We start from the raw sequence: 24,256 nt of genomic DNA, 5'->3' as shown, positions 1-24,256 counted from the left end.
GCCGGGCCCGTGTCTGCGGCCACTCTAACGGTGTCCGTTCAGGTTTTTGAGGCGACCGGCAGGCCATCCCGGAGGGGTTGGGGGACATCCCCTAGGGGACTTCCCGGACCCGTTCGACGGGCCCGCCGACGGGGCCCTCGCGGCACCGGTTGACCTGACCCTCCGTCGCCTCCACCATGGCGATGATCGCAAGATCGTCAAATCCGGTACGGTGCGCGGACTGTCCGTGACGGATGGCAGGATGGACACTCGCCACTCGTGTGGCCCAAAGGGTCGCCGCGGTCGCCCCGCGCGCCCGCGAGGACACCGGGCAGCGGTACCAGGCTTCACACCAGCAGAAGGGACCCGCGGGCGAGATGCAGATCCGGCTGACCGTCCTCCGACCGCGCAGCGGCCCGACCGCCGCCGGCTCCGCCATCCCCTACGTGGACGTGCTGGTCACCGCGCCCGTCGGCACCGCGCTCGGCTCCCTCGCGGGCGCCCTCGCGGGCGCCGTCGGCGTGCGCGGGCCCCGGGCCGCCACCCATGTGCACCTGTACGCCGGGGCGCACCGGGTGGACGAGCACACCCTGCTCGGCCACCCCCCGCTCCTCGACGGCGCCGTCCTCAGCCTCAACGAGCCCGACCCGACCGCCGACGACCCCGACGACACCCCCGCCGCCGCCGAACTGCGCGTGGTCGGCGGCCCGGACGCCGGCGGGGTGCACCGGCTGCACGGCCGGGAGATCCGGATCGGCCGCTCCGGCGAGGCCGACGTCCCGCTCGACGACCCCGACGTCTCCCGGCTGCACCTGGCCCTGCACCTCGCCGACGACGGCAAGGTCACCGTCCGCGACCTCGGCTCCACCAACGGCACCACCCTGGACGGCCGGCTCGTCCCGCCCGGCGCACCCGAGGAGGCCGTCCCGCTGGACGCCGGCGCCCTGCTGCGGATCGGCGAATCCACCCTGCAGGTGGCCGTCCCCGCCCCGGCCGACAGCCCCGGCACCGGCCGCGCCGCCCTGCCCGACGGCCACGGCCACCTCCAGCTCGCCGCCCCCGGCCCGGTCCGCCCCGCCGCGCCGGTGGCCGAACCGCCCGCCGCCCCCGAACCCGCCCCCGGCCGCGGCCGCGGCCTGCTCTCGCTGCGGCTCGGCCGCACCGCCGAACCGCCCGGCCAGGAGAGCGCCGAGCGCCACCACACCGCCGTCCGGCTCCGCCAGGCCGCCGCCCAGCGCGAACGGTGGCCGGATCTCGCCACCCTGCTGCTCAACGCCGTCGGCCCCGGCCCCCGGCTCTGGGAGCGCGGCCCCGGCCATCCCGACGCGCTCACCCTGCGCCTGGGCACCGCCGACCGCCCCGGCGGCCCCGGCACCGCACCCGGCACCATGCTGCCCGCCGTCCCCGTCACCCTCGACCTGCAGACCGCCGGCAGCCTCGGCCTCAGCGGCCCCCGGGAACGCCTGGACTCGCTCACCCGCGCCGTCGTCGCCCAACTCGCGGCCCTGCACCCGCCGACCGGCCTGAGCCTCGTCGTCGTCGACGCCGACCCGGGCCGCGCCCCCGAGGAACGCACCGACACCTGGGCCTGGGCCCTGTGGCTGCCCCACCTGCGCCCCGCCGAAGGCCAGGACTGCCGCCTGCTGCTCGGCCTCGACGACGAACAGGCCACCGCCCGGCTGACCGAACTCACCGCCCGGCTCAGCGCCCCGACCGGCCTCGGCGGCCACCCCGCCACCGTGGTCGTGGTGGACGGCCGCCCGGCCACCGAGACCGCCCGGCAGGCGCTCGACCTGCTGCTGCGCCAGGGCCCGGCCGTCGGCATCTTCCCGATCTGCCTCGCCGAGCAGCCCGAGCTGCTCCCCCGCGGCCTCGGCGCCACCGCCCTGATCACCGGCGAGGTCGGCACCCAGCTCTCGCTCGACCGCCCGGTCGCCCGCGGCCGGGAGACCCTGCACGAGGTCTCGCTGGACGCCGTCTCCGACGTCTGGGCCGAACGGCTCGCCCGCGTCCTCGCCCCGCTGCGCGAGGCCGTCCCGGCCGCCCGCGGCCCGCTGCCCGACGCCCTGCGGCTGCTCGACCTGCTCCAGCTCGACACCGTCACCCCCGCCAAGCTGTCCGCCCGCTGGGACGCCCACGCCGGCGGCATCGGCGCCGCCACCGCGCTGCTCGGCACCACCCGGGACGAGCTCTGCACGCTCGACCTGGCCGACCCCGAACTCGCCCTCCCCTCCCCCGACCCGGGCGGCCCGCACCTGCTCATCGGCGGCGCCCGCGGCTCCGGCAAGACCGAACTGCTGCGCACCCTGGTCGCCTCGCTCGCCGTCTCCGAGCGCCCCGAGCGGCTGGCCGTCACCCTCATCGAGGGCCGGGCGGCGGAGGACGGCCTGGACGGCTGCACCGAGCTGCCGCACGTCACCGGCCGGGTGAACGCCGCCGCCGACCCGCGCGCCGCGCTGCTCGCGGCCGAGGCGCTGGAGGACGAACTCGCCCTGCGCGAGCGGCTGTTCGACGGCCTGGACTTCGCCTCCTGGCACGCCGCCCGGATCCTGGACGGGCAGCACGGCGCCGCGGACGCGGAACGCCCACAGGTGCCGGTGCCCGCCACCGTCGGCGCGGCCGGCTCCGCCGCCTCCCCCACCCCCAGGATCATCCAGCCCCGCAGCGGCGACGCCCCCCGCCCGGCGGCCGCCCCCGTTCCGGCCCGTCTGGTCGTCGTGGTCGACGACTACGACGCCCTGCTCGCCCCCACCTCCCCGGCCGGCCGGCCGCTCGCCCGCGCGCTCGCCGCCGTCGCCCGCCGCGGCGGCCCGCTCGGCGTCCACCTCGCGGTCGCCACCGGCCGTCCGGAGGAGAGCGCCGGCACCGAGGTCGACGAGGCCGCCCTGCTGCGGATCGCGCTGCGCACCGAGGACCCGGCCGACTCCGACCTGCTGATCCACCTCGGCGACGCGGCCGCCCTCCCCGAGGACACCCCGGGCCGCGGCTACCTGCGCCTGCCGGACGGCGGCGTCACCGCCTTCCAGACCGCCCGGATCAGCGGCCGCATCCCGCGCACCGCCACCCTGCGCCCCACCGTCGTCGCGATAGACCCGCTCCAGCTCGGCGCCCCGCCCGCCCGCCGCCCGGTCCGCGAACTCGGCAACGGCCCCACCGACCTCGCCCTCCTCGCCAGCGCCCTCCAACGCGCCGCCGCCCGCTGACCGGGTCGCGGCGCCCGCCCACCCCGGCCGCCGCACCTGCCCGCCCGTCGCCTTCCGGAGGCGACGGACGGCAGCGGCCGGCTAGGGCCTGTCGGCGAGGCCGCGGGTGTAGTGGGCGGCGGCGAGGACCGAAGCCATCAGCTCGGAGTCGAGCACGGAGGCGTCCGCCAGCCGGGTGGCCGACGCGTGGGCGCCGAGCAGTGTCTTGGTGACCCGCAGCGCGGCCTCGGGGCGGCGCGTGACGGGCCTGGTCCACTCGGCCACCGCCGCATCCAGGTCCTCCTCGGGGACGACGCGCTGCAGGATGGCGAGCTCACGCGCCTCCACCGCGCCGACCGGGCGGCCGGTGAGGATGATCTCGCGGACCCGGGCCGCGCCGACCTCGTGGATCAGGCGGGGCAGCAGACCGCCCCAGGCGACGGGCAGGCCCAGGGCCAGCTCGGGCAGCCGGAAGACGGCGTTGTCGGCGCCGACCCGCAGGTCGCAGGCGAGCGCCAGGGCGAAGCCGGCGCCGGTCGCCCGGCCCTGGACCCGTGCGACGGTCACGGCGGAGCTGTTGGTGAGGGCGTCGCAGACCCTGCGGGCCTTGTCCCCGTAGCTCCGTATGCCGCCGCCGGTCGGGTCCTCGTCCAGACCCGCGAAGAGTTCGTCGCGGTCGCCGCCGAGGCAGAAGTCCCGGCCGGCCGCGGACAGCACGATCACCCGCACGGCCGGGTCGGGTACGGCGAGGACGGCGAGGAGTTCGTCCAGCATGGCCGCGGTGACGGCGTTCCCGGTCCCCGGGCTGTCCAGCTCGACGTGGAGCACCGCGCCCCGGAGCTCGGAACGGACCGTACGGGCCGGCGCGGGCTCGGCGGCCGGCGCGGGCTCGGGGACGGGCCCGGGCTGGGGGTACCAGCCGGTGGGCGCCGAGGGGTACGGGACGTACGGGGGCTGCATCGCGTGCGACGGGTACTGGGGCACCTGCGGGGAAACGTTCATGCGGACACTCTCAGGGACGTCACCCGGTGGAAGACCATCCGGGGCGCGTGCTCCGGCGGGCTCACCGCCCGCAGGGTCGGGAAGCGCCGCAGCAGCTGGCCGAGCAGGGCGCGTGCCTCCAACCGGGCCAGGCCCGCGCCGAGGCAGTAGTGGGCGCCGCCGCCGAAGGTGAGGTGGGTGCCCCGGCGGAGCACGTCGAAGGCGTGCGGGTCCGGGTTGCGGCGCGGATCGCGGTTGGCCGCGCCGTACATCACGTGGACCATGGTGTCCTTGGGGAGGGACACCCCGGCCAGCACGGTGTCCTCGCCCGCGACGCGGCTGTTGACGCGGATCGGCGGGTCGTAGCGCAGCGCCTCGTCGATCGCCTCGTCGACGTGCTCCGGCCGCTCCCGCAGCCACTCCCACGTCCCGGGCGACCGCAGCAGCTGCCACACCAGCGAGGAGAGCAGCGTCGCCGTGGTCTCCAGCGAGGCGATGGTGACGAACATGGTGAGCTGGTAGACCATCCGGTCGGTGGCCTCGCGGTCGCCCTCCAGCTCGTCCCAGGTGCGGATCCAGCCGGCGATCACGTCGTCGCCGTCCTTGTCGCGCCGCTCCCGGACGAGGCGGGTGAAGTACTCGCGCAGGTCCATGGTGGCCTGCTCGGAGACCGCCAGCTGGCTCTTGGTGGGCAGCAGCTCCTGGGCGTGCACCTGGTTGTGGGTCATCGTCAGGATGTGCGGGTGGTCCGCCGGCGCGATGCCCAGCCAGCGCCCGACGGTGCCGATCGGCAGCTGCTCGCTGACCACGGCGGCGAAGTCCGCCTCGCCGTCCGCCCGTATTCGCTCGGCCAGGCGGTCGAGCAGTTCGGTGGCGTCGGCCTCGATCTGCGGAGCCATGTCCCGCAGGGTGTTCCGGTCGAAGAGGTTCCCGAGGCTGCGCCGCTGCCGGGTGTGCTCGGGGGCGTTGAGCCGGGAGAGGGTCCGGCTCATCTCCTGGGTGGCGACGGCCTCCCAGCGCTCCGTCCCGGTCTGCCGCTCCTGCCAGGCGAAGTCGGGGACGAGCCAGGTCCTGCCGCGCAGGACCTGGTCGCACGCGTCGTAACCGGTGACCAGGTAGCCGCCCCAGGGCGCCGGGACGAGATCGCCCAGCGCCCGCAGCTCGTCGTAGACCGGGCTCGGGTCGGCGAGCCCCTCGGCCGACCGCAGCCGCCGCAGGAGCGGCACGGCGGCACGGCGGTCGACCCTTCCGTCAGGACGCTCCGGATCCGCAGGGCGGGCTTCCAACATGGCGGTCACACGGGGCTCCTTGCGCGCGGGCGGGCAGTACGGCGGCGATCTACCCAGTACCAGTGCGCTCAAGCGTCGATCCGTGTTGCCCCCGTCACGTGCCGCGCCGCCGTCACACCCGGTTCACCCAGCGGCGGCCGAGCGGATTCCGACGGCGCGTCGGATCGGAGCCCAGGACGTCTCAGATCCGGAAGACGTCCAGGAAGGAGCTCCACCACCCCTTCTTCTGCGGGGCCCGGACCGGCTCCGGGGCGGTGACCTGCGGGTACGCCTGCGCCGCCGCGGAGCCACCCGGCGACCCGCCCGGTGCGGGGTCCGTCCGCACACCCGGCCCCGTGGTACGGGCGGGCGCCGGGGTGAACCGCACCGGCAGCGAGACCAGGCCGCGCTGGAACGGGCCCGGCCGCCACTCCACGCGCTCCGCGGGCACCGCGAGCGTGACGTCCGGGAGGGCGTTGAGCAGGCACTCGATCGCGCTCAGGGCGATCAGCTGGGCCGGGGACTTGGCCGGGCACGCGTGCGGGCCGGCGCCCCAGGCCAGGTGGGCTCCCTTGCTGAGGGTCAGCCGGGCGTCCGTCAGCGCGGGGTCGCTGTTGGCGGCGGCGAAGCTGATCACCACCGGGCTGCCCGCGTCCATCGGGACCCCGCCCATGTCGAGGTCCTGCATCGGGTAGTGCGTCGCGTAGTTGGCGATCGGCGGGTTGTTCCACAGCACGTCGTCGAGGGCGTCCTCGATGCGCAGCCCGGAGCCGCCCTCGCCGGACAGCAGCAGGAGCAGCGCGTTGCCGATCAGGTTGCGCTCGGGCTCGACGCCGGCCCCCATCAGCATGACCAGCTGGTCCTTGAGCTCTTCGTCCCGCAGGCCGGCCGGGTGCTGGATGAGCCACGAGGTGATGTCGTCGCCCGGCTGACGGCGCTTCAGCGCGACCAGGTCCATCAGGCAGGACGTCAGGTCCTCGTTGGCCTGGATCACGTCGAGGCCGTCGAAGAGCGCGGACATGCTGCGGGTCAGCCGGTCGCCGATGTCGGCCGGGCAGCCGAACAGCTGGTTGAACAGCAGCAGCGGCAGCAGCTTGGCGTAGTCGTTGAGCAGGTCGGCCCGGCCCAGCGGACTGAACTGGTCGATCAGGTAGCCGGCGATCCGCTCGACGTGCCGGTTGAGCCGGTTGTCGTTGAGCCGCTCCAGGCTCTCGGTGACGGCCTTGCGCAGCCGCAGGTGTTCGGCGCCGTCCGTGAAGAGGCAGTTGGGCCGGTAGAACATCATCGGCAGGACGGGGCTGTCCAACGGCACCCGCCCTTCGTTCAGCGCCGCCCAGCGCCGCGAGTCCCGGGCGAACATCCCCGGGTTCTGCAGCACCCGCAGAGCGGCCTCGTGCGAGGTGACCAGGGTGGCCTCCACGCCCGGGGCCAGCTCCACCGGCGCGGCGGGACCGTTGGCGCGCAGCTTGTCGTAGACCGCGCCGGGGTCGGACGAGAACATCTCCCCGTAGAGCGGTGTGCTCACGCCGACGTGCATCGGGCAGCCCGGCGGAGGCGACTGCGGGGCGGGTCGCTGCGGAGAATCCATGGGTCGTTCCTTGGAGGTGGCCCCGGGCGGGTGCGGACCCGGGAGACGTGAGCGGGGGGAGGCGTGGGGGGAGGTCAGGAGGCGCGGTCGAGCAGGTGCCGGACGAGCGTCAGCAGGGCGTTGGCCGAGGAGCGCTGGTCCCGCGCGTCGCAGAACACCACCGGCGTGTGCGGCAGCAGGTCGAGCGCCTCACGCAGCTGCTCCTCGGTGTACTCGCTCTGCCGGTCGAAGCTGTTGACCGCCACGGCGTACTCCAGGCCGTACCGCTCGATCAGGTCGATGACCGGGAAGGTGTCCGCGAGACGGGTCGGGTCGGCCAGCAGCAGCGCTCCCAGCGCTCCCCGCGCCATGTCCTCCCAGAGCTGCATGAACCGCTGCTGCCCCGGCGTGCCGAACAGGTACAGCACCAGGTCGTCGCCGAGCGTCAGCCGGCCGAAGTCCAGGGCGACGGTCGTGGTCTTCTTGTCCGGTACGCCGCGGAGGTCGTCGACGCGGGTGGACGCCTGCGTCATGCTCTCCTCGGTGCTCAGCGGGGCGATCTCCGACAGGGCCCCGATGAGCGTGGTCTTGCCGACCGCGAAGTGCCCCACGACCAGGATCTTGACAGCGGTCGTCACCGCGCCCGGGACGTAGATGTCCTCAGGCGAACCGGCGTTGAAGTCCATGCAGTACCTTCTCTAGAAGTCTCGGATCCGGGACCTGGGCCGGCGGCGGGGCCGACCGGCGCAGCAGCCGTCCCTCCCGGATCAGGTCCGTCAGCAGCAGCCTCACGACCCCCACCGGCAGCTCCAGCCGGGCCGCGACCTCGGCCACCGAGAGGTAGCCGCCGGAGCACAGCTCCCAGATCGCCCGGGTCTCCGGGCTGGGCAGGGCGGGGAGGCCCTGCTCGGGTCCGACGGTGACCAAGGTGATCAGAGACAGGTCGTCCGCACTCGGCAACTCGCGCCCGCCGGTGATGACGTAGGAGCGGATGAACCCGCCGGTGACCCGCTGTTCCTCGCCGCCGACCGTCATGAGCCGCTGAGCGTGCTCTGGCGCGGCGCCGCCGACATCGCCCGTCCGAGTGCGCCCACCTGCTGCTGCATCCGGAAGGACATCGCCTCCATGTCGACGTCGGGGGCGGCGGAGGCCGCCAGGTAGGCACCGCTGCCGGCCGCGATCAGGAAGATCCAGCCGTGGTCGTACTCCAGGAGGGTCTGGCGCCAGGCCCCGCCGCCTCCGCCGACGAACGGGGCGACCGCGCGGCTCAGCGACTGCATCGAGCTCATCGCGGCGGCGTTGGTCTCCGCCTCGTCACGGCCTATCTCGCTGCACCTTTCGAGCAGGAGGCCGTCGGCGGAGACGAGGATGGCGTGCCGGGCGCCGGGTACCTGGAGTACGTCGTTGAGCACCCAGGAAAGATCACGGCTCACTGGATCTCGGTTCCTTCCGTGGTCATGGTGTTACGCCCGGACAGCGTGCCGCGCTGGAACGCGCCGAGGCGGGACGGCGTGTGCTGGCCGGTGCTCCGCACCGGCTCCTCGGCCCGACCGGGGTCCTGCGGGGAGGGGACGACCGACACCGGGCGCTGGCGACGGCGTCGGGGCAGCAGCCCGTCCGCGGTCGTCTCCGGCTCCGCCATCGCCGCCGGCACCGGGGCCAGGGGCGCCGCCGGTTCGGGCAGCGACACGAGCCGCTGACCGGAGGCCGGCGCCCAGGCCGGAGCGGGCTGCTCCGCCGGCGCGGCCTGGTGGTCGCCGTGTTCGGCGGCGACCGGGGCGGCGACCTCGCTGCTGAGCAGCTCGGCCGGCAGCAGCACGACGGCCCGCACGCCCCCGTACGGGGAGACCGAGTCGACGGAGACCCGGAAGCCGTAGCGGGCGGCCAGCATGCCGGAGACGGCGAAGCCGAACTTCGGCGGGTTGCCCAGGCTGGTGAGGCTGATCGGCGCACCCGGGTTCAGGAGCACCGCCGCGCGGTCCTTCTCCTCCTGGCCCATGCCGAGGCCGGCGTCGTCGATGATCAGGCAGACCCCGGTGGGAACGGCCTGGACGCTGACCTCCACCGGGGTGTCCGGGGCGGAGTAGTTGGTCGCGTTGGCGAGCAGCTCGGACAGCACGACGGCGACCGGCTCGACGACCTTGCTGGCGAGCGAGACGCTGATCCGGGAGTGGATCCGCACCCGGTCGAAGTGCCGGATCCGGCCCTGGGCGCTGCGGACCACGTCGTAGACCGAGGCCACGCTCTCGCGGCGGCCCAGCCAGCCGCCGCAGAGCACCGCGATGCCCTGGGCGCGCCGGCCGAACTGGCTGTTCGAGTGGTCGACCGTCATCAGGTCGGCCAGGATCTGCGGGCTGTCGCCGTACTTCCGCTGCACCTTGTCGATGACGACCTGCTGCTCGTCGGCCAGGCCCTGCAGCGTCCGCATCGCCGCCTTGAGGACGGCCTTGGTGTCCTCCTCGGCGTCCCGGCGGACGTCCGCGAGCTCGGACGCGTGCTGGCCCTGCATGCGGTCGTACAGCGCGCCGAGTTCGTCGTGCTGCCGCTGCGCCAGGGCGCTCGCCTCCTCCAGGGAAACGTTTCTCCGCCGCAGGGCGAGGTTCGTCCTGCGGGCTTGGAGGGCCGCTCCGACGGCTGCGAGCATCACCACGATGAAGACCCAGAAAAAGGGTTCCTGCACAAATGACGTCATGAAACTCTCTTCAGGTGGCATCGCGTGGAGCCGCTCCGGGCCCCGATACGCGAATGGGACTGGCGGCCCGAAGCTCTCCGAAAGCCACCTGATGTCACATCACATCGAGGTGCTTTCCGGCACGAGACCTGCGGCGACGCCTATCGCGGGGTCAGCCTACTGCAACTCATGCCAGGTCAGAACAGCTACCAAAAAGGGCAGTTGGGGCGAAATTCCGCGCCCCGTCGGGAACTCCGGTGAGCATTGGCGGAGTTCGTGATGTCGCGTCAACCGCAGGGGCACACTCCGGCCACCTCCGGTTCGCGCGCAGAGTGATTCCCCCGTCACCCTCCGGAATCCGCCGCCCGCGGGCCCGCCCACGTAAAACGGCGGGCCCGCGTCCGAGAGGACGCGGGCCCGCCGGGAAGGAGCCGTCCGTCAGCGCATCGAACCGGTGCGCAGGAGGGTGCGGATGACCCGCATCGCGACCGAGAGGCTGGACAGCTCGTAGTTGTCCGAACCCCTTATGTCGTCGAGGGTGCTCTTGGCGCGGTTCAGGAGGGTCGCGTTGAGGTCCGCCCAGGCGGTGTAGCGCTCCTCCGGGGTGGCGCCGTCGGGGCCGCAGGCGAGGATGTCGGCGGTCAGCGCCGCGTGCGCCGCGAAGAGGTCCTCGCGGATCGCGGCCCGGGCCATCGACGACCAGCGGTCGGTGCGGGGCAGCTCGATGATGCGGTCGAGCAGGTGGGTGATCTGGAGGCGGTCGGCGAGGTCGTAGTAGAGCTCGGCGACGTCCGCGACGTCCTTGTCGGCGCGGTCCGCGACCTCGCTGATGTCCAGGGTCGGGAAGGTCGAGGAGAGGCCGGCGATCCGGGTGGCCAGCTCCTCCGGCACCCCCGCCGAGGCGAGCTCGTTGTAGACGGACTCGTACCAGACCAGGTCGTCGCCGCGCAGCGGCTTGGGCAGCGAACCCCAGACCTGCTTGACCCGGTCGTGGAAGAACTCGATGGTGGCGGCGATGTCGAGCGGCTGGCGGCGGTTGTTGAGCATCCACCGGGTGGCGCGCTCGACCAGGCGCCGCGAGTGCAGCCGCATCCTGGTCTGGACCCGGGCCGGGACCTGGTTGTCCAGGCCCTCGATCTCGGCCCAGATCCCCTCCAGGCCGAACACGGCCCGGGCGGCGGTGTGGGTCCGGGCGATCTCCTCGTAGGTCGCGCCGGTCTCCTCCTTCAGCCGGAAGGCGAAGGTGCAACCGCCGCGGTTGATCGTGTCGTTGACGATCAGGGTGGTGATGATCTCGCGGCGCAGCGCGTGGTTGTCGATCGCGTCGGCGAACCGGGCCCGCAGCGCGCTCGGGAAGTACTCGTGCAGCGCGGTGCGGAAGAACGGGTCGTCGGGCAGCGAGGTGGCGAGCAGCTCGTCGGCCAGCGTGATCTTGGTGTACGCGAGCAGGACGGACATCTCCGGCTGCGACAGGCCGCGGCCGTTCTGCTGGCGCTCGCGGATCTGGCGCTCGGTGGGCAGGAACTCCAGCCCCCGGTCGAGCTGGCCGGCCGCCTCCAGCCGGTTGATCATCCGGGAGTGGACGTTGACCATGCTGTGCGCCTGGGCGACGGCGTTGGCCAGCACCACGTTCTGCGCGTAGTTGTTGCGCAGCACCAGGTGGCCGACCTCGTCGGTCATCTCGGCGAGCAGGACGTTGCGCTGCTTGACCGTCATGTCGCCCTCGGCGACGACCTGGTTGAGCAGGATCTTGATGTTGACCTCGTGGTCGGAGGTGTCCACGCCGGCCGAGTTGTCGATGGCGTCGGTGTTGATCCAGCCGCCGGTGCTCTCGGGGCCGCCGACCGCCGCGTACTCGATGCGGCCGAGCTGGGTGCAACCGAGGTTGCCGCCCTCGCCGATGACCCGGGCCCGGACCTGGTCGCCGTTGACGCGGATGGCGTCGTTGGCCTTGTCGCCGACCTCGGCGTTGGTCTCGGCGGAGGCCTTGACGTAGGTGCCGATGCCGCCGTTCCAGAACAGGTCGACCGGCGCCTGCAGGATCGCCTTCATCAGCTCGGCCGGGGTGAGCCGGGTGACCTGGACACCGAGCGCGGCCCGGACCTGCGCGCTGAGCTGGATCGACTTGGCGGTGCGCGGGAAGACGCCGCCGCCGGCCGAGATCAGCGACTTGTCGTAGTCGTCCCAGGAGCTGCGGGGCAGCTCGAAGAGCCGGCGGCGCTCGGCGTAGGAGGCGGCGGCGTCCGGGTTCGGGTCGAGGAAGATGTGGCGGTGGTCGAAGGCGGCGACCAGGCGGATGTGCTCGCTGAGCAGCATGCCGTTGCCGAACACGTCGCCGGACATGTCGCCGATGCCGACGACCGTGAAGTCCTCGGTCTGGGTGTCGTGGCCCAGCTCGCGGAAGTTGCGCTTGACCGACTCCCAGGCGCCGCGGGCGGTGATGCCCATGCCCTTGTGGTCGTAGCCGGCCGAGCCGCCCGAGGCGAACGCGTCGCCCAGCCAGAAGCCGTACGACTCGGCGACGCCGTTGGCGATGTCGGAGAAGGTCGCGGTGCCCTTGTCCGCGGCGACGACGAGGTAGGTGTCGTCCGCGTCGTGGCGGACCACGTCGGCCGGGTGCACGACCTCGCCGCCGACCAGGTTGTCGGTGATGTCGAGCAGCGCGGAGATGAACGTCTTGTACGAGGAGACACCCTCGGCCAGCCAGGCGTCCCGGTCGACCGACGGGTCCGGCAGCTGCTTGGCGACGAATCCGCCCTTGGCGCCGACCGGCACGATGACGGTGTTCTTGACCATCTGGGCCTTGACCAGGCCGAGGATCTCGGTGCGGAAGTCCTCGCGCCGGTCGGACCAGCGCAGACCGCCGCGGGCGACCTTGCCGAAGCGCAGGTGCACGCCCTCGACCTGCGGCGAGTAGACCCAGATCTCGAACGCGGGGCGCGGGGCCGGCAGGTCCGGAATGGCCTTCGGGTCGAACTTCATCGACACGTAGGAGTGCCACGCGCCGGTGCCGTCGTGCTGGAAGAAGTTGGTCCGCAGGGTGGCCCTGATGAGGTGCAGGAAGGAGCGCAGGATGCGGTCCTCGTCCAGCGACACGACCTCGTCGAGCGCGCCGGCCAGCTCCTCCAGCATGCCCTCGGTCAGCTCCAGGGCGCCCGAACGGTGGCTCGGGCTGAGCCGGGCCTCGAACAGGTTGACCAGCAGGCGGGTGGTGTGGGTGTTGTTGCGGAGCGCGTCCTCCATGTAGTCCTGGGAGAACGTGGAGCCCGCCTGGCGCAGGTACTTGGCGTACGCGCGCAGCATCATCGCCTGCCGCCAGGTCAGCCCGGCGGTGAGGACCAGCTCGTTGAAGCGGTCGTTCTCGGCCTTGCCGGTCCAGGTGGCGGCGAAGGTCTCCTGGAAGCGCTCGCGGGCCTCGTCGGTGAGCTCGGTGGCCTCGCGCAGCTTCAGGCCGAAGTCGTACACCCACGCGGTGGTGCCGTCGGAGCGGCGCAGCGCGTACGGGTGCTCGTCGAGCACCTCGACGCCCAGGCGCTGGAGCACCGGCAGGACCTCGGTGAGCGAGATCGGGCCGCCGACCCGGTAGATCTTGAAGCGGCGCTCGTCGTCCCCGGCGCCGACCGGCTGGTACAGGTTGAGGCGGAAGTCGCCCTCGCCGTGCAGCGACTCGATCTGCTTGATGTCGGAGACGGCGGTGCGCGGCGGGAAGTCGGCGCGGTAGCCGTCGGGGAAGGCGTTGGCGTACTTGTGGCCGAGCTCGGCGGACTTCTCCTCGCCCAGCTCGATGTGCAGCTGGTCGTGGAAGCCGTCCATCCAGAACCGGGCGGCCTCGGCCAGGCGGTTCTCGATCCGCTCGATGTCGGAGTCGGTGAGTCGCGGCAGCGCGGTGCCGGGGGCGACCCGGACGACGAAGTGCAGACGGGTCAGCACCGACTCGGTGGCGTACACCGTGTAGTCGATGGTGGCGCCGTGCAGCTCCTCCTTGAGGATGTCGGTGAGCAGCAGCCGGATCCGGGTGGTGTAGCGGTCGCGCGGCAGGTAGATGAACGCGGAGAAGTAGCGCCCGTACTCGTCCTGGCGCAGGAAGAGCCGCAGCTTACGGCGCTCCTGCAGGTAGAGCACGCTGGTGGCGATGGAGATCAGGTCGGCGGCCGCGGTCTGGAACATCTCGTCCCGCGGGAAGGTCTCCATGATCTGCAGCAGGTCGCGGCCGTCGTGGCTCTCGCTGGAGAAGCCGGAGCCGTCCAGCACCTCCTGGACCTTGCGGCGCACGACCGGGATCCGGGTGACCGACTCGGTGTACGCGGCGGAGGAGAACAGGCCCAGGAAGCGGCGCTCGCCGGTCGGCTCGCCGGCGGCGTTGAACTTCTTGACGCCGACGTAGTCCAGGTAGGCCGGACGGTGCACGGTGGAGCGGCTGTTGGCCTTGGTCAGGACGAGCAGCTTCTTCTCGTGGGCCTTGGCGCGGACCGGCGCGGAGAGCCGGCCGAAGGCCTCGCTGACCGCGTGGTGGTCGTCGTCGTGGCCGCGCGGGTCGGAGCGCAGGATGCCCAGGCCGGTCCCGGCGACGGCCTTCAGGACCTCCTCGCCCTCGTGCTCGACCAGGTCGTACTCGCGGTAGCCGAGGAAGGTGAAGTGGTTGTCGGCGAGCCAGCGCATCAGCTCCCAGGCCTCGCCGACCTCCTGCTCGGGCAGGCCCGCCGGGGGCTCCTCGGCCAGCTCGTCGGCCAGGCGCAGCGCGCTCTCGCGCATCTTGCCCCAGTCCTCGACGACCTCGCGGACGTCGCCGAGCACCCGGCGCAGGTCGGTCTCGATGCCGCGCAGGTCCTCGCGGTCGGTCTCGCGGTCGATCTCGATGTGCATCCACGACTCGACGGTCGCGTCGGCGGGCCACTCGGCACCGGCGGCCTGGCTGCGGGAGCAGGCGTCGACGTCCAGGATCTCCAGCAGCTTGCCGGTGATGTCACGGCGGACGAGCAGCTGGGGGTGGATCACGATGTGGATCGCGCGGTCCTGGCGGGACAGCTCGTTGGTGACGGAGTCGACCAGGAAGGGCATGTCGTCGGTGACGACCTCGACCACGGTGTGGCCGCAGGACCAGCCGTTCTCCTCCACCGAGGGGGTGTACACCCGCACCTCGGCGGTGCCCTGCGGGCGCTTGAGGCCCAGCCGGTAGTGGGAGGCCGCCGCCCCGTACACGTCGACCGGGTCGCGGTCGACCAGGTCCTCGGGCGCGGTGTGGAGGTAGTAGTGGTGCAGGTACGCGGTCAGAGCGCCGTTGCTCAGGCCTTCCCCCGGCGCCGCTCCCCCCACCTGGCTGTTCTCAGCGGCTGCGGCTGCCTTCTTGAGCAGTTCGGCCTTGGCTGCGTCCAGCTTGGTCTGCATGACTTCTTGGCTCCTGTCGCGCGCCGTTGCGTGACTCGGTGGTGTGTGGATGAACACCGACGGGTCACTCGCAATCCTGCCGCACCTTCCGACTGAAAAGGCTTCATGGCGCGCATGAAATTCCTCAGCAGTGGGTAGGACGTTTCGTCCTGCGGAGCCACCCGACGACGCCAGCCAGCCTAACCGGATCAATCGAAGGTGGACAGGGACAGGGAGGCGCAAACTCGCAGGATGATCGGTCCGTCCTGGACACCATGTCCAAACCGGAGCGTCAGGTTCACTCTCAGCCCATATGCGGGTAACCGTGGTGGGTCGACGGCACGAAGGTCTCCTTGATCGCGCGGGCCGAGGTCCAGCGCAGGAGGTTCGTAGCGGCACCCGCCTTGTCGTTGGTCCCGGAGGCCCGGCCGCCCCCGAAGGGCTGCTGGCCGACGACCGCACCGGTCGGCTTGTCGTTGATGTAGAAGTTCCCCGCGGTGAAGCGCAGCTCCTCGACCGCCTGGGCGATGGCGTAACGATCCTGCGCGATCACCGAACCGGTCAGGCCGTACGGCGCACCGGAGTCGACCCGGCGCAGCACGTCCTCCCAGCGGGCGTCCTCGTAGACGTGGACGGCCAGGATCGGACCGAAGTACTCCGTCCGGAAGATCTCGTTGCGGTAGTCGGAGGAGACCAGCACGGTCGGCCGGACGAACCAGCCGATCGCGTCGTCGTACTGGCCGCCCGCCGCCAGCTCGATCGTCGGATCGGCCTTGGCCCGCTCGATGGCGTCCCGGTTCTTCTCGAAGGCGCGGCGGTCGATCAGGGCGCCCATGAAGTTGGAGAGGTCCGTGACGTCGCCCACCGTGAGCGCGTCCACCTCGGCCAGCAGCTCGTCCTTGATCTTCTGCCAGAGGCTGCGGGGCAGGTAGGCGCGGGAGAGCGCCGAGCACTTCTGACCCTGGTACTCGAAGGCGCCGCGGACCAGCGCCGTCTTCAGGATCGCCGGGTCTGCCGAGCGGTGGGCCAGCAGGAAGTCCTTGCCGCCGGTCTCGCCGACGATCCGCGGGTACGTCCGGTAGCCGCCGATGTTGGCGCCGATGGTCTGCCAGAGCGACTGGAAGGTGGCGGTGGAGCCGGTGAAGTGCAGCCCGGCGAGCGCCGGGTCGGCGAGGGCGACCGCGGAGAGCTGGAGGCCGTCGCCGGTGACCAGGTTGACCACCCCGGGCGGCAGGCCGGCCGCCTCCAGCAGCCGCATCAGGTGGTACGCGGCCAGGGTCTGGGTCGGCGCGGGCTTCCAGACCACGGTGTTGCCCATCAGCGCGGGCGCGGTGGGCAGGTTGCCGGCGATCGCGGTGAAGTTGAACGGCGTGACCGCGTAGACGAAACCTTCCAGCGGGCGGTGGTCCACCCGGTTCCAGACGCCAGGTGAGGAGATCGGCTGCTCGGCCAGGATCTGCCGGGCGAAGTGGACGTTGAACCGCCAGAAGTCGATCAGCTCGCAGGCGGAGTCGATCTCGGCCTGCTGCGCGGTCTTGGACTGGCCCAGCATGGTGGCCGCGTTGAGGGTCTCCCGCCAGGGCCCGGCCAGCAGGTCGGCGGCGCGCAGGAAGACCGCCGCCCGGTCGTCGAAGGACAGCGACCGCCACTGCCGGCCCGCGGCGAGCGCCGAGTCCACCGCCGCGCGGGCGTCCTCCCGGGTGGCGTTGCCGAGCACCCCCAGCTTGGCGGCGTGGTGGTGCGGCTGGACGACCTCGATCCGCTCACCGCCGCCGAACCGCTGCTCGCCGCCGATGGTCATCGGCAGCGGGATCTGCTCGGCCGCCAGCTCGTCCAGCCGCCGGACCAGCCGGTCCCGCTCCGGACTGCCGGGCGCGTACCCCTGCACCGGTTCGTTGGCCGGGTGGGGTACCTCGGTGACTGCGTCGATCGGCATGGCGGCTCCGTCCTGCTGGCTGCTCGGTGGCAGGGCCCGTCCTGATCCACCCGACAGGCCCCAGGACAAGCCCTAGTCCAGCCTGACCAGCGACCGCGCGATCCGCCCGTTCAGACACGCGGACGGCGGACGTGGCGCCCGCCACGCCCACCGGGGCCGGTCAGGGCCGCCCCAGCCGCCCGGCCAGCTCGACCGCCTCGGCCAGGCTGTCCACCACCGGCACGCCGAGCGGCTCCAGCTTCTCCCGGGTGTGCGAGCCGCCGGCGTAGAGCACCGCGTGCGCACCCGCGCTCAGCGCCGCCAGGGCGTCGTCCGCGGCGTCGCCGATCAGCACCGTCCGGGCCGGGTCCACCCGCTCGCCGAGCGCGGCCAGGTGCCGGGTCAGGTGCTCCGCCTTCTGGCCGCCGGACGGGCCGCTGCGGCCGTCCACCCGCAGGAAGCTGCCGGTCAGGCCGAAGGTGTCGACCAGCGGCAGCAGCTTCTCGTGCTCGTACATCGACAGCAGCGACTGGCTGTGCCCGGCCTCCCGCCAGCCGTCCAGCAGCTCGCGCGCGCCGTCCGTCAGCCCGCAGGCCGGGCTCAGCTCCCGGTAGCGGTCGTGGAAGGCGTCGTCCAGCCGCAGCCACTCCTCCTCGGACGGCGTCCTGCCGAGCAGCCGCCGGTAGAACCGGGGGATCGGGATCTCGTACTGCTCGCGGTATTCCTGCATGGTCATCGGCCCGACGCCGATGGTCGCGAACGCGGCGTTGCTCGCGCCGAGCACCGCCTCCATGTCGTGGAAGAGCGTGCCGTTCCAGTCCCAAACGATGTGAGTACGCACGCGGGGAACGGTAGCCCCGACCACCGACACGCCGGTAGGACGGGGCTCACCCGCGCGCCTCGCCCACTGCCCGGCGGTCAGGCGGTCAGGCGGTCAGGCGGTCAGGCGGTCAGGCGGTCAGGCGGTCAGGCGGTCAGGCCAGCAGGCCGGGGATCTCCTGGGTGGCGAACCAGAGCAGGTCGTGGTCCTCGGCGCCGTCCACGGTGAACTGGGCGTCCTGGTCACCCGCGTCGGCCGCGGCCACCGCCGCCACCGCCGCCGCGACGTCCTCGACCACCTCGCCGTCGGCGACGTCCGCGTGCACCGCCGCGGCCTTGGCGAGCCGCACCGGGTCGGCCAGCACCACGCGGCCGAGCGAGGCCTGGTCCTGGTACTCGTCGCCGGGGAAGGGCCGGACGGCGGAGTCGGCCACGTCCAGGGCCACCACGACCCGGCGGCGCGGGGCATCCGGGTCGGCGGCCAGCAACCGCAGGGAGGACTGCGCGGCCCGGTTCAGCGCCGCGTACTCCAGCTCCTCCAGGTCGTCACTGACGTACCACTCGCGCAGTGCGGGCGTCACGGCGTAGGCCGCGGACTGCTCCAGGGCACCACCCGGGTGCGCCGCCGCCAGGCCGTTCAGGGTGGTGGGCACGTACACGCGCATCGGTGGCACTCTCCGGTTCGTCCTGCGGGGGTTCGTCCAGCGGGGGTTTGTCCAGCGGCTCCGCTTCCAGCGCCCCCAGAATAAGCGCCGCCGGGCCGGGCGTGATCACCTCGGCCCTGCTCACCGGGCGGCCCGCAGGGCCTCCCGGCTGCTCCGCAGGGCGCTCTCCAGCACCGTGTCGCGGCGGGCCGGGTCCATCATGTTCGGGCCCATCACGGCGAGGTCGGCCGGCGTCGGCGCGAGCAGCCGCACCCGGACGCCTTCGGCCCGCAGCAGCGCGGCCTCGCGCAGCAGCTGCCGGGTGACGGCGCGGCGGTAGCGGCTGACCAGCTGGGCCAGGACGCCGCGTGGGCGGTCCCGGTCGGCGCGCCACTCGCGCAGCCCGGCCAGGGTGCCGCGGGCGGTGCCGCCGGCTCCGCCGGCTCCGTCGGCTCCGTCGGTACGGTCGGCGCGCGGGCGCAGCCGCAGGGCCATCGGGGCGAGCACGTACACCTCGTCCAGACCGCGGCCGAGCAGCAGGTCGGCGTTGGTGGCGGACCAGCAGCCGCCGTCCACGTACGCCGAGCCGTTCAGCCGCACCGGGGCGAACCAGCCCGGGATCGCGCAGGAGGCCATCACCGCGTCGGCGACCGCGACCACCGGGGCGTCCGGGTCGCCGAAGACCACCCGGTGGCCGTTGCGGTAGTCCACCGCCGCCACCCGCAGCGCCGCGGCCCCGGCGCCACCGTCCGCGTCCGGGAGCGGCCAACCGCCCGGGCCGAGCAGGCCGCGCACCAGCTCGCCGACCGGGGCCAGCGAACCCCGGCCGTGCGGCGCCATCGCCGACACCATGGTCAGCAGCGGGTACTCGCGCGGGTGCCGGACGGCGTCCCGCAGCAGGCCGGGCGAGCCGATGCCGGCCCGGGGTCGGGACGGCAACGCGCCGCCGGCGGCCGTGTCGTAGTCGAAGGCCACTCCGGCCAGCGGGCCGTCGGTGACCGGCAGGCCGCGCTGGTGGTCGCGCAGCTGCTCGACGCGGACCCCGCCGGCCAGCATCGCGCCGAGGATCGAGCCCGCCGAGGTGCCGAGCAGCACGTCGGCGCCGCCCGGCCGCCAGCCGGTGGCCTCCTCGACGGCGCACAGCGCGCCGACCGTCCAGGCCGCGCCGAGCATCCCGCCGCCGCCCAGCACCAGCCCGCGCCGCGGCGCCTCCCCGGCGGGCGGGGCGGTGCCCGCGGCCGCCGGGGCCGGCACCGCAGCTAACCGTGTCGTCATGGCGGCCGCCCGTCGTGGTGGGGGCGGCTGGCCCGCTCCCCGCAGTTCCCGATCAGGATCCGATGGTGCGCGCGGACGGCCGGGCTACGCAACGGGGGCGGCGCCGCAGGACACCCGGTCCGGCGCATCGGACCGTCCTCTTTCGGACCGTACGACCCGTCCGCGCACGTCAACCGGGCGCCGCGCGGTGGCGCGACGGACCCGTCACCGCACTGACCTGTTCACCCGGATAGGTGAACCTTCCGGCTGGTCCGGGGGTACTCGCAAAAGCCCTTGCCGCCCCGCGCGGAGCACCGCTAGCAAGGACCCGTCCGTACCCGCACCACCACGCCGAGGAGCCTCCGTGACCGCACCGCTCACCGCCCGCCCGCACCGTCGGCCGCGCACCGCCGCCGGCCAGCCCCCGACCGCCCACCACCCGGTCGCCCACCACCCGGCAGGTCGGCACCCGGCCGGGCGCCGACCGCGCCACCCCCGTGCCACCTGTACGGGCGCGGGCGGCCACGACCCCGGGGCGCTGGCCTCCCGCTTCGCCCACCAGCTGGTCGAGGTGCTCACCGGCGCCCGGCCCTCCGGCCAGCTGATGCGGCACACCAGTCTGGACGGCTACGGGCAGCTCGCCTCCCTGGTCCGGGCCGGCGCGCTGCGCCGCGGCGGCGTCGCCGACCGGCCCCGGCTCGGCCCGGTCCACGACCGGTCGCCCTCGCCCGACGCGGTCGAGGCCTGCGTCCGCGTCGACCTCGGCCGGCGGCACCACATGGTGGCCTTCCGGCTGGAGCAGCGCGGGACGGCCGGGCAGTGGCAGTGCACCGCCGTGGAGGCCCGATGACCAGCCCGGCCATCGCGGTCCGCCCGACCAGGACCTCCGGCACCACCAGGACGGCCACCACGGCCACGCGGCGGCACGGGACGCACGGGACGGCACAGGGCGCCGCCCCCGTCCGGGAGCGGCGCCCTGTGCGGCGTCCTGCGGCCTGCTCAGCCCTTGCGGCGGCGGCCCTTGGCCGACTTGGCGGCCTTGCGCCGCTCGGCGCGGGTCAGCCCGTCGCCCTCGTCCTCCGGCGCGAGGTCCTCGAAGTCGCCCTCGATGACACCGCCGCCGACCTCGTCCGAGGGGGCCGTGTAGTGCAGCCGCTGCGGCTTCGGGGCCTCCAGGCCCTTGGCCTTGATCTCCGGGCGGGCGGCGTCCTTCTCCAGCTTGTCGAGCACCACCTGGGCGTCCTCGACCGGGACCTCCTCGACCTGCTGCTCGACCTGGACCTCCAGGTTGAACAGGTAGCCGACGGACTCCTCCTTGATGCCCTCCATCATCGCGGTGAACATGTCGAAGCCCTCGCGCTGGTACTCGACCAGCGGGTCGCGCTGCGCCATCGCCCGCAGGCCGATGCCCTCCTGGAGGTAGTCCATCTCGTAGAGGTGCTCGCGCCAGCGGCGGTCCAGCACCGACAGCACGACCCGGCGCTCCAGCTCACGCATGATCTCGGAGCCGAGCTGGTCCTCGCGGGCACCGTACTGGGCCTGGATGTCCTCCTGGACGACCTTGATCAGGAACTCGGAGGTCATCCCGGCGGAGCCGCCGGCCTCCTCCTCCAGCTCCTCCAGATCCAGGGTGATCGGGTAGAGCTGCTTGAGCGCCGTCCAGAGCTTCTCCAGGTCCCAGTCGTCCTCGAAGCCCTCGCCGGTGGCCGCCCTGACGTAGGCCTCGACGGTGTCGTCCATGAAGTGGCCGACCTGCTCCTGCAGGTCCTCGCCCTCCAGCACGCGGCGGCGCTCGCCGTAGATGACCTCGCGCTGGCGGTTCAGCACCTCGTCGTACTTGAGGACGTTCTTGCGGATCTCGAAGTTCTGCTGCTCGACCTGGGTCTGCGCGGAGGCGATCGCCCGGGTGACCATCTTGGACTCGATCGGCACGTCCTCGGGCACGTTGGCCATCGACAGCACGCGCTCGACCATGCCGGCCTTGAACAGGCGCATCAGGTCGTCGCCCAGCGACAGGTAGAAGCGGGACTCGCCCGGGTCGCCCTGACGGCCGGAGCGGCCGCGCAGCTGGTTGTCGATCCGGCGGGACTCGTGCCGCTCGGTGCCGAGGACGTAGAGGCCGCCGGCCTCCTTGACCTCGTCCTGCTCCGCCTTGACCGAGGCCTTGGCCTTCTCCAGCGCGGCCGGGAACGCGGCCTCGTACTCCTCCGGGGTCTCGGTCGGCGTGAGCCCGCGCTGCGCCAGCTCGGCCGCCGCGAGGTGGTCGGAGTTGCCGCCGAGCATGATGTCGGTACCGCGGCCGGCCATGTTGGTGGCGACGGTCACGGCGCCCTTGCGGCCCGCCTGCGCGACGATCTGCGCCTCGCGCTCGTGGTGCTTGGCGTTCAGCACCTCGTGCGGGATGCCGCGCTTGCGCAGCTCCTGCGACAGGTACTCGGACTTCTCCACCGACACGGTGCCGACCAGCACCGGCTGGCCCTTCTCGTGCTTCTCGGCGATGTCCTCGACCACGGCGGCGAACTTGGCCGGCTCCGACTTGTAGATCAGGTCTGGCTGGTCGATGCGCAGCGGGTCCTTGTTGGTCGGGATCGGCACCACGCCGAGCTTGTAGATCTGGTGGAACTCGGCGGCCTCGGTGGTGCCGGTACCGGTCATGCCGGCGAGCTTGCCGTACAGCCGGAAGAAGTTCTGCAGGGTGATGGTGGCCAGCGTCTGGTTCTCGTTCTGGACCTCCACCCCCTCCTTCGCCTCGATCGCCTGGTGCATGCCCTCGTTGTAGCGGCGGCCGGCCAGGATGCGGCCGGTGTGCTCGTCGACGATCATGACCTCGCCGTTCATCACGACGTAGTCCTTGTCCGCCTTGTACAGCTCCTTCGCCTTGATGGCGTTGTTCAGGAAGCCGACCAGCGGGGTGTTCACCGACTCGTACAGGTTGTCGATCCCGAGGTAGTCCTCGACCCGGGTGACGCCCTCCTCCAGGATGCCGACGGTGCGCTTCTTCTCGTCGACCTCGTAGTCGCGGTCGATCTTCAGGCGCAGCACCAGCTTGGCGAAGTCGGCGTACCACTTGGTCGCCTGGTCGGCCGGGCCGGAGATGATCAGCGGGGTACGGGCCTCGTCGATGAGGATCGAGTCGACCTCGTCGACGACCGCGAAGTTGTGGCCGCGCTGGACGAGTTCGTCCTTCGACCAGGCCATGTTGTCGCGCAGGTAGTCGAAGCCGAACTCGTTGTTCGTGCCGTACGTGATGTCCATCGAGTACTGGTGCTTGCGCTCGGCGGGCGTCATGTTGCCCAGGATCACGCCGACTTCGAGGCCGAGGAAGCGGTGCACCCGGCCCATCCACTCCGAGTCGCGCTCGGCGAGGTAGTCGTTCACGGTGATCAGGTGGACGCCCTTGCCGGTGAGCGCGTTCAGGTACGCGGGCAGGGTGCCGACGAGGGTCTTGCCCTCACCGGTGCGCATCTCGGCGACGTACCCGTGGTGCAGCGCCGCGCCGCCCATGAGCTGGACGTCGTAGTGCCGCTGGCCGAGCACGCGCTTGGCGGCCTCGCGGACCGTGGCGAAGGCCTCGGGGAGGATGTCGTCCAGGGTCTCGCCGTCCGCGAGCCGCTGCTTGTACTCGTCGGTCAACGCGCGCAGCTCGGCGTCGGTGAGGTTGACGAAGTCCTCTTCGATGGAGTTGACCTGGGCAGCAATCCGCTGCAGCTTGCGAAGGATCTTGCCTTCGCCGGCGCGCAGGATCTTGTCGAAGACGGACACTTGAGCGGGCTCCTTGCCTGTATTGGCACTGGACGACTGCACGGGGGGTCCACCCCACCGCACGGGCCATCGTATGCGAGGAGTCCAATGCCCCGGGAGGTGCGTCAGCACGGTATTCCCGTGTCACCCGCACGAGCACTTGATCCGATAGCACCGCCCACCGGGGCAAACCGGTCAACCGGCCGAGGAGTTGGCTCCATAATCGGATGCCGGAATTCCCCCTCCCCCGGAATAATCCGCCCATGGAAGAGCCCCGTACCGAGCCCGTCACCCTCACCACCGACCGCCTCGTCCTGCGGGCCCCGCAGGAATCGGACGTCGACGCGATCTCCGCCGCCTGCCAGGACCCGGAGATCCAGCGCTGGACGGTGGTCCCGAGCCCGTACCGGCGCGCGGACGCCGAATACTTCGTCCGCGACCTCGCCGCGAACGGCTGGCGCACCGGCGAGAACCGGATCTGGTGTGTGTTCGAGCGCAGCTCCGGCGCCCTGGTCGGCTCCCAGGGCCTGGTACTGCGCCCCGGCGACCCGGGCTCCGCCGAGGTCGGCTGGTGGGCGACGAAGGAGTTCCGCGGCCGCGGCTACACGGTCGAGGCCGCCCGCGCGGTCGCCCGCTACGGCCTGGCCGGGCTCGGCCTGCGCCGCCTGGAGTGGCAGGCCTACGTGGGCAACGAGGGCTCCCGTGCGGTGGCCGAGAGGGTCGGCTACCGCTTCGAGGGCACCCTGCGCGCGTACGCCGAGCAGCGCGGCGTCTTCCGCGACGCCTGGATCGCCTCGCTGATCGCCTCGGACCTCCCGGACCTCCCGGACCTGCGGCCCTGACCCCTCGGCGCCGCGCCCCGGCCGGTTGT

The 24,256-nt window shown here is 72.8% G+C and carries 16 protein-coding genes; 3 read left to right on the top strand and 13 right to left on the bottom strand.

The window, feature by feature from the left end; all coding sequences use genetic code 11:
• The first annotated feature begins 260 nt into the window (after positions 1 to 260).
• Positions 261 to 3,182, top strand: a complete 2,922-nt coding sequence (locus tag ACIOJE_RS16285) for an FtsK/SpoIIIE domain-containing protein (protein ID WP_400776797.1) — start codon at positions 261 to 263, stop codon at positions 3,180 to 3,182.
• An 81-nt stretch (positions 3,183 to 3,263) separates the two neighbouring features.
• On the opposite strand, the gene ACIOJE_RS16280 is transcribed toward ACIOJE_RS16285, so the two are convergent.
• The 12 genes from ACIOJE_RS16280 to ACIOJE_RS16225 form a co-directional block, all read right to left on the bottom strand.
• Positions 3,264 to 4,163, bottom strand: coding sequence for an enoyl-CoA hydratase/isomerase family protein (locus tag ACIOJE_RS16280; RefSeq protein ID WP_400776794.1), 900 nt, complete (start codon positions 4,161 to 4,163; stop codon positions 3,264 to 3,266).
• Positions 4,160 to 5,293 (bottom strand): cytochrome P450, encoded by a 1,134-nt coding sequence (locus ACIOJE_RS16275; protein WP_400777028.1) that lies wholly within the window; start codon positions 5,291 to 5,293, stop codon positions 4,160 to 4,162. The genes ACIOJE_RS16280 and ACIOJE_RS16275 overlap by 4 nt, the downstream gene beginning before the upstream one ends.
• A gap of 319 nt (positions 5,294 to 5,612) precedes the next feature.
• Positions 5,613 to 6,998, bottom strand: coding sequence for a cytochrome P450 (locus tag ACIOJE_RS16270; protein WP_400776792.1), 1,386 nt, complete (start codon positions 6,996 to 6,998; stop codon positions 5,613 to 5,615).
• Between the two features lie 74 nt (positions 6,999 to 7,072).
• The gene (locus ACIOJE_RS16265) at positions 7,073 to 7,663 is read right to left on the bottom strand and encodes an ATP/GTP-binding protein (protein ID WP_280680147.1); all 591 of its coding nucleotides are present in this window, start codon (positions 7,661 to 7,663) and stop codon (positions 7,073 to 7,075) included.
• Complete coding sequence (locus ACIOJE_RS16260; RefSeq protein WP_280680149.1) at positions 7,638 to 8,012, bottom strand: DUF742 domain-containing protein; 375 nt, start codon at positions 8,010 to 8,012, stop codon at positions 7,638 to 7,640. The genes ACIOJE_RS16265 and ACIOJE_RS16260 overlap by 26 nt, the downstream gene beginning before the upstream one ends.
• Complete coding sequence (locus ACIOJE_RS16255) at positions 8,009 to 8,410, bottom strand: roadblock/LC7 domain-containing protein (RefSeq protein WP_280680151.1); 402 nt, start codon at positions 8,408 to 8,410, stop codon at positions 8,009 to 8,011. The genes ACIOJE_RS16260 and ACIOJE_RS16255 overlap by 4 nt, the downstream gene beginning before the upstream one ends.
• Positions 8,407 to 9,669 (bottom strand): ATP-binding protein, encoded by a 1,263-nt coding sequence (locus ACIOJE_RS16250; RefSeq protein ID WP_280680153.1) that lies wholly within the window; start codon positions 9,667 to 9,669, stop codon positions 8,407 to 8,409. The genes ACIOJE_RS16255 and ACIOJE_RS16250 overlap by 4 nt, the downstream gene beginning before the upstream one ends.
• A 417-nt stretch (positions 9,670 to 10,086) precedes the next feature.
• Positions 10,087 to 15,033, bottom strand: a complete 4,947-nt coding sequence (locus ACIOJE_RS16245) for an NAD-glutamate dehydrogenase (RefSeq protein WP_280680155.1) — start codon at positions 15,031 to 15,033, stop codon at positions 10,087 to 10,089.
• Between the two features lie 283 nt (positions 15,034 to 15,316).
• On the bottom strand, positions 15,317 to 16,942 hold the full coding sequence (gene pruA, locus ACIOJE_RS16240; protein ID WP_280680219.1) for an L-glutamate gamma-semialdehyde dehydrogenase: 1,626 nt from the start codon (positions 16,940 to 16,942) through the stop codon (positions 15,317 to 15,319).
• 166 nt (positions 16,943 to 17,108) lie between these two features.
• Positions 17,109 to 17,768 carry an HAD family hydrolase gene (locus ACIOJE_RS16235; RefSeq protein ID WP_280680157.1) on the bottom strand — a complete coding sequence of 220 codons (660 nt, stop codon included), beginning with the start codon at positions 17,766 to 17,768 and terminating at the stop codon, positions 17,109 to 17,111.
• Between the two features lie 133 nt (positions 17,769 to 17,901).
• The gene (locus ACIOJE_RS16230; RefSeq protein WP_280680159.1) at positions 17,902 to 18,411 is read right to left on the bottom strand and encodes a DUF6912 family protein; all 510 of its coding nucleotides are present in this window, start codon (positions 18,409 to 18,411) and stop codon (positions 17,902 to 17,904) included.
• A gap of 120 nt (positions 18,412 to 18,531) precedes the next feature.
• Positions 18,532 to 19,665: a patatin-like phospholipase family protein gene (locus tag ACIOJE_RS16225; RefSeq protein WP_400776786.1), complete on the bottom strand. Its 1,134-nt coding sequence runs from the start codon at positions 19,663 to 19,665 to the stop codon at positions 18,532 to 18,534.
• Positions 19,666 to 20,008: 343 nt separating this feature from the next.
• On the opposite strand from ACIOJE_RS16225, the gene ACIOJE_RS16220 reads away from it, so the two are divergent.
• Complete coding sequence (locus tag ACIOJE_RS16220) at positions 20,009 to 20,494, top strand: Rv3235 family protein (RefSeq protein WP_280680163.1); 486 nt, start codon at positions 20,009 to 20,011, stop codon at positions 20,492 to 20,494.
• 149 nt (positions 20,495 to 20,643) lie between these two features.
• Here ACIOJE_RS16220 and secA read toward each other — a convergent pair whose 3' ends face one another.
• Positions 20,644 to 23,406, bottom strand: a complete 2,763-nt coding sequence (gene secA / locus ACIOJE_RS16215) for a preprotein translocase subunit SecA (RefSeq protein ID WP_280680165.1) — start codon at positions 23,404 to 23,406, stop codon at positions 20,644 to 20,646.
• Between the two features lie 242 nt (positions 23,407 to 23,648).
• Here secA and ACIOJE_RS16210 point away from each other — a divergent pair, with 242 nt between their 5' ends.
• Entirely contained in the window at positions 23,649 to 24,227 is a 579-nt protein-coding gene (locus ACIOJE_RS16210) for a GNAT family N-acetyltransferase (RefSeq protein WP_280680167.1), read from the top strand.
• Positions 24,228 to 24,256 lie beyond the last annotated feature (29 nt).

This window comes from Kitasatospora sp. NPDC087861, assembly GCF_044742585.1.
Lineage (GTDB): Bacteria > Actinomycetota > Actinomycetes > Streptomycetales > Streptomycetaceae > Kitasatospora.
This window is presented reverse-complemented; position numbering and strand designations above follow the sequence as displayed.

Coding starts and splice junctions, on each gene's coding strand:
- ACIOJE_RS16280 (WP_400776794.1), bottom strand. CDS start 4,163: ATGAACGTTTCCCCGCAGGTGCCCCAGTACCCGTCGCACGCGATGCAG.
- ACIOJE_RS16270 (WP_400776792.1), bottom strand. CDS start 6,998: ATGGATTCTCCGCAGCGACCCGCCCCGCAGTCGCCTCCGCCGGGCTGC.
- ACIOJE_RS16265 (WP_280680147.1), bottom strand. CDS start 7,663: ATGGACTTCAACGCCGGTTCGCCTGAGGACATCTACGTCCCGGGCGCG.
- ACIOJE_RS16260 (WP_280680149.1), bottom strand. CDS start 8,012: ATGACGGTCGGCGGCGAGGAACAGCGGGTCACCGGCGGGTTCATCCGC.
- ACIOJE_RS16250 (WP_280680153.1), bottom strand. CDS start 9,669: ATGACGTCATTTGTGCAGGAACCCTTTTTCTGGGTCTTCATCGTGGTG.
- ACIOJE_RS16245 (WP_280680155.1), bottom strand. CDS start 15,033: ATGCAGACCAAGCTGGACGCAGCCAAGGCCGAACTGCTCAAGAAGGCA.
- ACIOJE_RS16230 (WP_280680159.1), bottom strand. CDS start 18,411: ATGCGCGTGTACGTGCCCACCACCCTGAACGGCCTGGCGGCGGCGCAC.
- ACIOJE_RS16225 (WP_400776786.1), bottom strand. CDS start 19,665: ATGACGACACGGTTAGCTGCGGTGCCGGCCCCGGCGGCCGCGGGCACC.
- ACIOJE_RS16210 (WP_280680167.1), top strand. CDS start 23,649: ATGGAAGAGCCCCGTACCGAGCCCGTCACCCTCACCACCGACCGCCTC.